Origin of the sequence: Paenibacillus sp. M2, from assembly GCF_046713495.1 — a bacterium.
Lineage (GTDB): Bacteria > Bacillota > Bacilli > Paenibacillales > Paenibacillaceae > Paenibacillus > Paenibacillus amylolyticus_B.
Map to the genome: position 1 here is coordinate 1,209,247 of NZ_CP169648.1, position 12,436 is coordinate 1,221,682.

General features: G+C 48.6%; 7 protein-coding genes. 6 read left to right on the plus strand and 1 reads right to left on the minus strand.

All coding sequences use genetic code 11. The features are described 5' to 3' along the window. Nucleotides 1-3: 3 nt before the first annotated feature. From ACETMN_RS05500 to ACETMN_RS05515, 4 genes are all read left to right on the plus strand, one after another. Complete coding sequence (locus tag ACETMN_RS05500; RefSeq protein WP_091015771.1) at nucleotides 4-1,374, plus strand: ABC transporter permease; 1,371 nt, start codon at nucleotides 4-6, stop codon at nucleotides 1,372-1,374. 28 nt (nucleotides 1,375-1,402) lie between these two features. Beyond that, a complete protein-coding gene (locus tag ACETMN_RS05505; RefSeq protein ID WP_192132791.1) occupies nucleotides 1,403-2,479 on the plus strand; it encodes an efflux RND transporter periplasmic adaptor subunit in 1,077 nt (358 codons plus the stop codon). 571 nt (nucleotides 2,480-3,050) lie between these two features. Continuing rightward, entirely contained in the window at nucleotides 3,051-5,495 is a 2,445-nt protein-coding gene (locus tag ACETMN_RS05510; protein ID WP_411735862.1) for a glycoside hydrolase family 6 protein, read from the plus strand. A gap of 854 nt (nucleotides 5,496-6,349) precedes the next feature. Then, entirely contained in the window at nucleotides 6,350-8,686 is a 2,337-nt protein-coding gene (locus ACETMN_RS05515) for a rhamnogalacturonan lyase (RefSeq protein ID WP_411736402.1), read from the plus strand. 215 nt (nucleotides 8,687-8,901) lie between these two features. On the opposite strand, the gene ACETMN_RS05520 is transcribed toward ACETMN_RS05515, so the two are convergent. Further along, nucleotides 8,902-9,528, minus strand: a complete 627-nt coding sequence (locus ACETMN_RS05520; RefSeq protein WP_091015767.1) for a histidine phosphatase family protein — start codon at nucleotides 9,526-9,528, stop codon at nucleotides 8,902-8,904. Between the two features lie 180 nt (nucleotides 9,529-9,708). Here ACETMN_RS05520 and ACETMN_RS05525 point away from each other — a divergent pair, with 180 nt between their 5' ends. Together ACETMN_RS05525 and ACETMN_RS05530 are read left to right on the plus strand one after the other, a co-directional pair. After that, entirely contained in the window at nucleotides 9,709-10,722 is a 1,014-nt protein-coding gene (locus tag ACETMN_RS05525; protein ID WP_411735863.1) for an AraC family transcriptional regulator, read from the plus strand. A 135-nt stretch (nucleotides 10,723-10,857) separates the two neighbouring features. Next, nucleotides 10,858-12,363 (plus strand): alpha-glucosidase/alpha-galactosidase, encoded by a 1,506-nt coding sequence (locus tag ACETMN_RS05530; protein ID WP_411735864.1) that lies wholly within the window; start codon nucleotides 10,858-10,860, stop codon nucleotides 12,361-12,363. The last annotated feature ends 73 nt before the right edge of the window (nucleotides 12,364-12,436 follow it).

Consider the following 12,436-nt stretch of genomic DNA (forward strand, 5'->3'; position numbering starts at 1 on the left):
AATGTGAGAATACGGGATGTAGCACGTATGGCCTGGGGACAGATCATTCGCAGAAAAATGGTCACACTGCTGTGTATGATGGGGCTGTCCATTGGTTCTGCCGCCATGATTATTGCACTTAGCGTAGGGCAGTCCGTACAGACCTATAGCGAGAAAACATTGAACGACAATTACAAGATGGATGAAATCACGATTACGCCCAATGAAGGCATACGTACCGGGAACGGCAAGGGGAATAGTCAGACATCGAAGTTTGAACGAGGAGCTTTGACGTTGGAAAAGATTCAGATTATCCAAAGACTTCCCCATGTTGTTGCCGTGGCTCCCATGTTAAAGCTGGATTCGCTGGAAATGGTGCTTCCGGATGGTCGCAGCACGTATGTTGAGGTCATTGGTACCCAGCTGGAGACCCTGGGCGGGTTTGGATACAAGTATGCTGAGGGACGTGGGGCAGAGGATGGTCGTATGGCGGTAACCAGTTATGGGGCTGCATTCGGACTCGTGGACCCCAAAGTAACTCAGAAGTTATTCGAGCAGTTGAATGCTGATCCATATAACAACGAGCTTTTGGAACAGTTTATGGAAATGTCCGCCAAGCAGGATCAGCTGGTTCAGCAGCTGGTTCAGTTCCGATATGAAGATTATGCGAATGCAAGCAAAACCAAAATGAGTGGCTCTATACGCGTGTCTGGAGAGTTGACGAAGCCTTCCAACATGGATGAGATGAGCGCTCAAAACGATAAAAAAGTATATCTGCCGCTCGATACAGCTCGTGCATTGCAGGATGAGCTTGGATTACAGCAGGCCGACAGCAGTGCGGCCAAGCATCTTAACTCGGCTCTGGTCAAGGTTGAGGACAAACGTTATGTATCCCAGGTGGAAGAACAGATTAAAAAGCTGACTTTAAATACACAGAGTAATCTGTTCCAGGAAGAAGCGATGTCAGGTCAACTGGCAATGTACCAAAAAGCGGCATTGGGAATCGGCGGTTTTATCATGCTGCTGGCCTCATTATCCATTATTGTAGCGATGATTATGTCTACGCATCAGCGTCGTAAACAGATTGGTGTGATGAAGGTGCTGGGCGCAAATCTGTGGCAGATCCGTCAGATGTTTATTACGGAAGCAGCGATGCTTGGATTAATGGGCGGCGTGGCTGGTGTGGGGATTGCCTTTGCTGCCCTCGGCGGGGTGAACAGTCTGCTGGCGAGTCAGATGGCAGATCAGATGAATGGTCCGATGACCGTCGTTATTCAGCAATCCGCTCTGCCACTCGGCATCGTTTTTGCTGTTCTGGTTGGCATTGTATCAGGTATATATCCGGCAATCAGCGCATCTCGAACCAATGCATTAACTGTGATCAAATCAATGTAATTTTATCAGCGAAAGGGAAATTGGGCACATGAAGAAATGGATTAAAATCATCATCACCGTTGTACTTTTGGCAGGTGCAGGGTACTGGTTGTATGAAAAGTACAAGCCAAAACCGGAGGCACCTATAGAGATTCCGCCCCCGATTACTTTTGATGTGACACAGGAAACGATGACGCAAACGATACAGGTGAAAGGGAAATCCGTATACACCGATCAGACGGATATCTTCGCTCCGTATGCTTCCAACATCAAGCAGTGGCACGTGAAAAGTGGTGAGCAGGTGAGCAAAGGCGATATCCTGTTTACCCTCGACACTTCCACGTTACAAACAGAAGTAGAACAGTTGCAGAGTGATCTGGAGAAAGCCCAGCTGGAAAATAAGATGAATCAGGTTAGCCTGGATCAGGCGAATATGAGTGAGACGCTTGGCGTGACGGAAGAGGAGCGCAAGAAGGCATTTGCAGATCGGGAAGGTAAACGCCTGACGAATGAATTGAATCAAAAAGCGCTGGTCCTCAAGGAGAAGGAGATACAGAAAAAGCAGGCAGTAATAAGTAAGTCTGTTGTGTATGCTTCCGCTTCCGGTATATTTCAGATGAATGAAGAGGATAGCAAGACACGTGCGGTGACGGAAGGACAGCTGATCGGGTCCATTACAAATATCAGCAAACTGAAATTTATGACGATTGTTGGTGAGGAAGAAATGTTCAGGCTCAAGGTGGGCATGCCGGTTAAGGTGCGAATGACAGCACAGAAAGACCTGCAATTCACCGGGAAGGTGAGCAAGGTATCCAAATTCGCCCGCAAGAGTACGGATACGGACCTCAAGCAAGCATCCCAGTTTGACGTGGTCATTGATCTGAAGCCTGACGCCAGAATGTATGGAGGCGTGAGTCTGGAAGGCGATATCGAGACGATGCGGAAGGATAAAGTGACGGTTGTGTCCAGCCTGGCGATTATGCGGGATCAGACCGAGCCTTACGTACTGTTAGACAAGGGCAATGGACAGACCGAGCCGCTGACGATCCAGGCTGGAATGGAATCGGGGGACAAGACGGAAGTAGTTAGTGGCTTGAAACCGGGAGACATTGTCGTTTTGCCTTAGATGTAGGAATTTAAGAATAAGGCATTATATGTAATGACTAGCTAGACGAGCGGGTAAATTCGGCATTGTAAAACACGAGGTTCATTGTGGCAGATTGCCAGGATGGACCTCGTGTGTCTTTTGGAGCAAGGGATGTCCAGAATCCTGCCTGAATTATGGAAAAAAATATAATTAAATTTATATAATTCAATTTACAGTAAAATTTACATGTCGTATAATCAGAACATAAGGAGGTGACACCAAACATCATGTTTGTAGATGGATAGGCGAAGGCCTTTTTTTTAACTGTTTGAAGAAAGCGCTTACCGAATTTAGGATTCAGACATCCCATACGTCATTTTTCACACTTCTTCATGTCTAACACACGTTCAACCACACCCACCATATTATACTCATTCACATGATTCGCCCTCACACACCATTTGTTTGCTCAAGATTCCAGTGATACAACCATTTCTTTTGGAGGTGATACAACCAACTCATCCGAACGTTCTCTTCGTGCTAAGCATCATAATGACACAGAGGATCAGACATGAGTACAACCCAATCTAACTAAAGGAAAGGTGGAACTATGAAGACTAAATTGAAAACCAAATCGAGAGGTAAGAAGATCCTGCGCAAAGGTGTAAAGCAAATGTTGGCAGCAACGCTGCTCGCGGCGGGGATTTTCCCTGGACTGTCTCCAGGCTTGGCTCAGGCGGCTGAAGCACATGTGGATAATCCATTTGTAGGGGCAACGGCCTATCTGAATCAGGACTATTCAGCTCTCGTGGATACGTCCATTGCACTGACCAACGATGCGTCGTTGAAGGCCAAGATGGAGACCGTCAAATCGTATCCAACCGCAGTATGGGTTGACCGGATTGCTGCAATCTATGGCGGTACGGACAACGCTGGTCGCAAAAGTGTAGAGCAACATCTTGATGCCGTTCTCGCTCAAAAGAAACCGGGTACACCGATCACCGCTTCGTTTGTTATTTACAATCTGCCCGGACGGGATTGTCATGCACTTGCATCAAATGGTGAACTTCCACTAACACAGGCGGCACTGCAGACCTATAAAACGGATTATATTGATGTGCTCGCAGATATCTTCGCAGATCCGAAGTATCAGGATATTCGCATTATTGCTGTCATTGAACCGGACAGTCTGCCTAACCTTGTGACCAACCTGAGTACACCAGCTTGTGGTCAAGCCAGCTCAACAGGTATCTATGAGGCGGGTGTGAAGTATGCACTGGACAAGCTGCACGCCATTCCGAATGTGTACAACTATCTGGATATCGGTCACTCCGGCTGGCTTGGCTGGGATAACAACCGCTCTGCAGCAGTCGCGCTGTATACAAGTGTTGTACAAGGGACAGCCGCGGGTCTGAGCAGTGCAGATGGTTTCATTACGAATACAGCGAACACCACACCGTTGGGAGAGCCGAACCTGTCCAACCCGGATCTCAATATCGGTGGACAACCGATTAAATCGGCCAAGTTTTATGAGTGGAATCCTTATTTTGACGAAACCGATTTCACTGCTGCGCTGTATGCCGATTTCGTACAAGCCGGCTGGCCAAGCAGCACAGGTTTCCTGATCGATACTAGCCGGAACGGCTGGGGCGGGGTAGACCGTCCAGCATCCGCTACGGGCAGCAACATTAATGATTATGTGAATTCCGGACGTGTAGATCGCCGGGAGCATCGGGGGAACTGGTGTAATGCCAGTGGCGCAGGTATTGGTGAAGCACCTAAGGCTGCACCAGGACCAGCGCATCTGGATGCTTATGTATGGGTGAAACCTCCGGGTGAATCCGATGGCTCCAGCTCCGAAATTCCGAATAACGAAGGCAAAGGTTTCGACCGGATGTGTGATCCAACCTTCACAACTCGGGATGGTGTATTAACAGGTGCGTTGCCTAATGCTCCGGTATCGGGTCACTGGTTCCATGATCAATTCGTGGCACTGGTGAAAAACGCATTCCCTGTACTTCCTGCAAGTAACGGTGGAGGCAACCCTCCGGGTGGAACAACAGCTCCGGCAGCACCAGCAGCATTGACAGCTTCTGCCGGTAACGCTCAAGTCTCCTTGACGTGGACTGCTTCCACAGGGGCTACAAGTTATAGTGTGAAGCGGGCACTAAGTGCATCAGGTCCATTCACAACAGTTGCAGCTAATGTAAGTGGAACATCTTACAGCAACACCGGTCTGATCAATGGTACAACCTATTATTATGTGGTAACGGCAACAAATGCAGTAGGTGAAAGTGTTAACTCTGCAACAGCAACAGCTACACCTGTTGCAGGTGTAACGGCGCCAGCTGTACCGACTGCTCTCACAGCAACTGCAGGCAATGCACAGGTGAGCCTGACGTGGACCGCTTCTACAGGTGCAACAAGTTATGATGTGAAACGCGCACTGAGTGCAACAGGTCCGTTCACAACGATCGCCGCGAATGTGAGCGGTACGTCCTACACAAACACTGCCCTCACGAACGGCACAACGTATCATTATGTGGTAAGTGCAGTGAATGCAGCAGGGCAAAGCGCCAATTCCGCTGTAGCTTCCGCGACACCTCAAAGTGTCGTTGTACCAACCAGTGACCTTGTTGTGCAATATCGTGCTGGAGATACCAATGCTCAGGATAGCCAGATCAAACCGTATTTCAACATCAAAAATCTGGGTAGTACTGCTGTGAATCTGAGTGATCTGAAGATCAGATACTACTTTTCCAAAGAAGGCTCGGCTGCGATGGATTCTGCCATCGATTACGCTCAAGTTGGTGGAACCAATATCCAGCGGACCTTCACAGACTCGTATGTGGAGCTGAGCTTCACATCTGCCGCTGGCAGCATTCAGGCTGGTGGACAGACTGGAGACATCCAGCTTCGCATGTACAAAACGGACTGGTCCAACTTTGACGAGACGAATGACTACTCTTTCGATCCAACGAAAACATCCTATCAGGATTGGAACAAGGTAACACTCCACCAAGGTGGAAACCTGGTATGGGGTATTGAGCCTTAAACTTTATTTGTAACAGTCTTAACCGCGATCCTCTGTGTGTTAGAGGATCGCGGTTTTTTGCTATGCATTACAAGAGTCATTCTAGATTGAAGTTCTCACATGAAAATGTATTTAGAATCGCTTGAAGATCCGTAATTAGGGATGTAAGAGCGGGCGTATCAGGCTGGGCTGTCCTCTGGTCATGAAAATAATCAAGGGGAGGGGCAACCCTCTTTCTTTCTAACGAACAGAGGGCACACTATTTAGTTGAATTGATACAGTTGAAAATTCTAACGAATCGTAGACACGCTATTCAGTTAATTTGGGTGGATTTTGCCCCGTTTAGACCCGATTTGGTCCAAATAAGGTTGCTGAGATTCGTTAGGATTCGTTGTTGGAGTTTAACGCCCCAATAGGGTGTGTGAGACTCGTTAGAAAAAACTTGGCGGTGAGCTTAAATCACCCTTCCGACCGAAGCGTCATCGGGTTGATTTTCCAAATGACTCCTAAAAACACTGATTATTAATCGTTTTGGACGGATATTTGCCTAGGGTATGGCAGGCAGGATGTCTATAATAGAACCCGATGGGCGGGATCTCCTCGCTCCGATTGGAAAGAGAATGGAAGGGGGACGGCACTCTGGTAGTCGGGCAAGCTGATTTCTCTTTTTTAATTTTGTAAGCGTAATCATTATGGGTTGAAACCTTCTTTCGAAGAAGGTCTGTGTGGATTAACGAACGTCCAATCATCATCAATGTGTATATGCGTTACCCATTCTGTCTCAAGGAGCGTGAAGGTGGATGAACTTAGAAACAACAGCGCCGGTACATAAAGGATCGGCTTCAAGTCAGCAATCCGGTCGCAGGAAGGCTCGTATGCCACTTGCAGCCAAGGTGCTCTCTTCGGCACTTAGCGTAGCTTTGCTCATTGGAGGAACAGCTGCCGTTACGGGAGCGGAAGCTTCCAACGGTAATGGGGCGACGGAGAGTGGCCTGCAATCACATAAGGGGGGCAGTCACATGAAAGAGATTCAACTGGAATATCTGGATCGAGGTCTGGTGGCTGCTTCGACATCTGAAGGTGTGTTTCTCAGCTGGAGATTGCTGGGTGATGAGGCTACAGGGTATAGCGACAAAGGGCTGACAGGTACGGACTTTAACGTCTATCGTGATGGCAAAAAGATCGCTACCGTCACCGACAGCACCAACTATGTAGATGCAACGGGCAAATCGTCTTCCCGTTATGAAGTGGCAGCGGTGAACAAGAAGGGCAAGGAGAGCAAACGCAGTGCATCCGTCAAACCTTGGGCGAACGGGTATGTGGATATTCCACTGCAAAAACCTGCTGATGGCGTGACGCCGGCCGGAGAAGCCTATACGTATTCTGCCAATGACATGAGCGTGGGTGATGTGGATGGGGATGGCCAATATGAGTTTTTCGTCAAATGGGACCCTTCCAACGCCAAGGACGTATCGCAAAAAGGATACACCGGTAAAACCTACATTGATGCTTACACCTTGGACGGACAGTTGCTGTACCGAATCGATCTTGGGGTCAACATCCGTGCAGGTGCTCATTATACACAGATGCTCGTTTATGATTTTGACGGGGATGGCAAAGCTGAGATGATGTTCAAGACCGCTCCGGGAACGAAGATTATCAAATATAACAAAAAAGGAAAAGTAACCTCCGAGAAGTACATCACGCTTCCGAAGCAGGATCGCAAGGCAGGGTACTCGAACGAAGATGATTATCGTTTAAGTGCTGATGGGTACTACGATCACGTGGTGGATATGTTCAGAAATTGGCATAAACATGATGAGGTTGTGAAGGGGAACTGGCCTGCGACGTTGGAAGAGGCTTTTGGAATGGAGAAAAAGTATAACTATCCATTATCTCAGCAGGATGCCGAGAGCTTGGCCGATTACTTCATTGATGTCTATGCGGTAGAACGTAGCAACCGAAATGAGTTGCGCAAGTTTGAGGGTTTTATCGTGGATGGACCGGAGTACGTTACAGTATTTGAAGGTAAATCAGGTAAAGAGCTGGAAACCATTCCCTATGAACCTGAGCGTCATGATGATGGCCTGATGTGGGGCGATTATGCGATGGCACGGATCGAACCCGGGAATCGGGTAGACCGTTTCCTGGCAGGCGTGGCGTATCTGGACGGCAAGAAACCGTCTGCAATCTTTGCACGCGGATACTATACACGTTCGACGATGGTTGCCTACAATTGGGACGGCAAGAAGCTGAAAAAGGAATGGAAAGTGGACAGCGGCTGGACGCCGATGAAGAACCCATTCAATGACGGACCACACGGCGTAGATGGTACAGATCCGCAGTATGGTTCCATCACAACTCAGGGTGCGCACTATTTCAGTGTGGCGGATGTGGATGGAGACGGCAAACAGGAGATCATCTATGGCTCGGCTACGATTGATCATGACGGCAGCGTGCTGTACAGCTCAACAGATCTCATGCCTGCCGAGAGTGCTGCACCGGGAACGATTGCCCGTCTGGGTCATGGGGACGCACTTCATGTGGCAGATATTGACCCGAATCGTCCGGGACTTGAGATTTTCATGGTACACGAGGGTGGTCCGTGGGCTCCATATGGCTACTCCTTACGGGATGCGAAGACCGGAGAAGTGATCTATGGTGGATACACAGGGAAAGATACGGGACGCGGCATGGTGGGGGATGTTGATCCAACCCGTCGCGGTCTGGAGACATGGGCTGTAGGCTTGTGGACAGCACAGGGGCAGAAAATCAGTGATCAGGCACCGGGCACGAATATGAATATCCGCTGGGCTGGCGATATGACGACACAGATCGTAGATGGTGCGATTGATGTTACCCCAACCATCAAGGATTGGAATCGTGGCACGTTGCTGACGGCAACAGGCACATTGACCAACAATCACACCAAAGGTACACCTTCTCTTGTAGCTGATATTTTCGGGGATTGGCGGGAAGAGATGCTGGTGAGAACCACCGACAGCTCAGCGATCCGTATCTATCTGAGTACCGAGAAGACAGACCGCAAGCTGTACACCCTGATGCATGATGCGATGTATCGCGTGGGCATTGCCGGACAGAACAGTGGATACAACCAGCCTTCCTATCCGTCCTTCTACATGGCATCGGATATCGACTGGTCGAAGGTAACGCTACCTAAGTTCTACACGCCAGGTAAGGGCGGGAAATAAACAGGCCGGATCCGCAATAGTAAGAAAGCGTAAAACTCGATCAGATTTGTAACGTAAAGAAGCGACGTCAATGCTTACGAGTAGGCACTAAAGCATTTTGAAGTGCTCTATAGCTCTGGAGTCTCCCATGTGTCTCGGCACATGGAGGCTTCAGAGCTTTTTTACATGAGGCTCTGCGGGTAGAGCTTGGTGTGTTCCAATCCATCCGTGTTACATCATTCTTTTACATCGTTGAAGTTTAGATGCTCGGTAGAAGCGAACGCTTCAATGGTGTAGTTTCCTTGATCATGGATTAGTGTGGTGATAGAGCACTCAGGGATCAATTGGTTCTGCATAGCTATAAAATCGGAATGCAAGACGTTAAGCTCGCGCTCGGTAAAGGTTTGCACCAGAAAATCAGTAATGAGTCCTCCATGTGCAACGACAATAATGTTACGGTTCTCCTGCTCTTCATTAGCCAATTCGGTCAGGAGGGAGGCCAGACGTTCACCTGCCTGTTTGGCCGAGTCTCCCACGGGTGGAATGTAATCGGGGTCAGATGTGCATCGATCCCACATCGCAATGAATTCTTCGAATGATTGATCGGGACAATCTCCCCAATTGGCACGTTCACGCAGGCGAGGATCTTCGGTTATATGGGCATGGGTATGGCGGGCAATCATATTTGCAGTTTCTTGGGCACGCCGAAGTGGGCTGGTAAGAATTTTAGTAACAGTAAGGGCAGCTCTGGCAAAATGAAGTGCTGTGGCTTCGGCTTGTAAAGCCCCTTCGGAAGTGAGGGGGACATCACCGATTCGTCGTTCTTTGAGGCCGTGCCTCACCAGATGAAAGGTGGTACTCATAATTGGAAACCTCCTTAAGTAAAAATAGTTCAAACAAATCATTAGATGATAAACTAATTATATATCTGTCTAATTATAAAACACACTCATCATTTTAGTCAGGATGTTTATATCCAACCTACATAATTGTTACAATGGAGAAAAGTGAGGATCGATCGTTGCAGGACTGGAGGTATATACATGAGCATCTCGAAGCGCTGGACAGGAAGCCTGTATCAGGAGGCATTGCGAACAGAGGATTGCGGGCCGCGTTTTTACGCGTATTATTACAAGCAATGGGACAACTACCGTATGTCCTATCACCATCATGATTCCACGGAGATCATGTATATTATTTCGGGAATGTGCCGGGTGGATGTGCAGATGCCGGATGGGAGTTCGGAACAGGCTGTTCTGAAAAAGGGGCAGTTCATTATGCTCGATGCTGGCGTCCCGCACCGTTTACTGGTGGAAGATGGCGTGCCTTGCCGGATGCTCAATGTGGAGTTTGGATTCTCAGGCTCACCTCCCGGACAGCTATCCATCCGTCAGCTCGCGCTGGAGGAGGAAGAAGTTCACACTCTACTCACTAATGCTTCGCCATATCTGGTACTGCCTGATCCGGAAGAGGTGTACCACATTATGAAAAGTCTGGTGTTGGAACTCGATCAGCGTGGTCTACTGGAGCAAGGAAGATCAACTGTGCCGATGAAGATCATTCCACCAGATGAAAGGTCACATCACCGCGAAGCCCGGAATCTCTCGTCCCCGGAACAGGGAATGTTGGTGCGTACGTTGTTTATCCAGTTGCTGGTCCGTGTTGCGCGTCTGCGCGGAGAAATGAGCCGAAGCGCGCCAGATCAGGCGGAGTTGTATGTCAAACGAACCATTGAATTCATGCATCACAATATGGATCGCAACATTCAGATGAAGGATATCGCGGCAGCAGTTAATCTGCATCCAGGCTATTTACATCGTATTTTTCGTCAGCACACGAAGCGCACACCTACCGACTACCTGACGATGCTTCGAATGGAGAAGGCCAAGATGCTGCTTCAGCAGACGAATATTCCGATTTCGGAGATCTCCGACTATGTTGGGGTAGGCAGTCGTCAGTATTTTCATATGTTGTTCAAGAAGACGACGGGAATGACTCCGGTCGAATTTCGCTCCTCTATGGAACGACATTTTAGTCAGTACCCGACGAATGAATAAGTTAGGATTTTTGACAACAGGGACTTGAACAGGTCATGATTTTGATAACGCTTCCCCTATTGGCGTTGGTACAATGATTTCATGAAGAGAGTCATTAACCGAAGCGAAAGATTCGGATTAGGGGAGGATATAGGCATGTCGTTTAAAGTGGCGTTTATCGGGGCAGGAAGTATCGGATTTACACGAGGATTGCTAAGGGATTTGCTGACGGTACCAGAGTTTAACAACATTGAAATTGCATTCTGTGATATTAACCAGCACAATCTCGATATGGTGACTGAGCTATGTCAGCGGGATATCCGGGAGAATGGATTGAATATTCAGATTCAGCCGACAACGAATCGGAAAGAAGCATTGAAAGATGCGAAGTACGTACTGTGTACGATTCGTGTCGGGGGACTGGAGGCATTTGCAACAGATGTGGATATTCCACTGAAATACGGGGTAGACCAATGTGTCGGCGATACGCTGTGTGCAGGTGGCATTATGTATGGACAACGCGGAATCGCTGAGATGTTGGATATCTGTAAAGATATTCGTGAACATAGCGCACCTGACGTGCTGCTCTTGAACTATTCCAATCCGATGGCAATGCTCACATGGGCTTGCAATAAGTATGGTGGTGTGCGGACGATCGGACTGTGTCATGGGGTACAACATGGTCATCATCAGATTGCTGAAGCTTTTGGATTGAAAAAGAGTGAAGTGGATATTGTCTGTGCCGGCATCAACCATCAGACCTGGTATGTTCAGGCTTCTCATGAAGGCAAAGACCTTACAGGTAATCTTCTCGAAGCCTTCGAAAAACATCCGGAGTATAGCCGCACCGAAAAAGTACGGATCGATATGCTGCGCCGCTTCGGATACTACAGTACGGAATCGAATGGTCACCTGAGTGAATATGTGCCGTGGTACCGCAAACGTCCGGAAGAGATCAACGAATGGATCGACCTGGGCAACTGGATCAATGGAGAGACGGGTGGCTATCTGCGGGTATGTACGGAGGGGCGCAACTGGTTCGAGACTGATTTTCCTAACTGGATGAAGGATGAACCGATGCAATTCATTCCGGAAAAACGGGGCGAGGAGCATGGTTCCTATATTATCGAAGGGCTGGAGACGGGACGTGTCTATCGTGGACATTTCAATACCGTTAATCATGGAGTAATCTCGAACCTGCCAGATGATGCGATTATTGAAGCACCGGGATATGTGGATCGCAACGGCATTTCCATGCCGCATGTAGGCGATTTGCCACTGGGACCAGCCGCGGTATGTAATGTGAGCATTTCCGTGCAACGGCTTGCGGTTGAAGCTGCTGTGAACGGAGACGACCAATTACTTCGTCAGGCGTTCATGATGGACCCGCTCGTGGGTGCCGTATGTAACCCAAAAGAGATCTGGCAGATGGTCGACGAAATGCTGGTTGCACAGGCTCAGTGGTTGCCGCAGTATGGTGACGCTATTGCAGCCGCTGAAGCAAGGCTGGCTGCTGGCAATCTGATTCCGACGAAGTCGTATGAAGGGGCCGCACGTCTTAAAGTAAAAACCGTTGAAGAAATGCAACAGGATCGGGATGCTGCCAACAAAAACGCAGGTGAATCCGATAAAGGCAAAGATCGTGAGAAAGTACAGCAGTAGGTGAAAATATGTAGGGCCTCTCCAAATGGAGGGGCCCTGTTTGTTTTTATTTTTTTTCGACACCACGGATAAC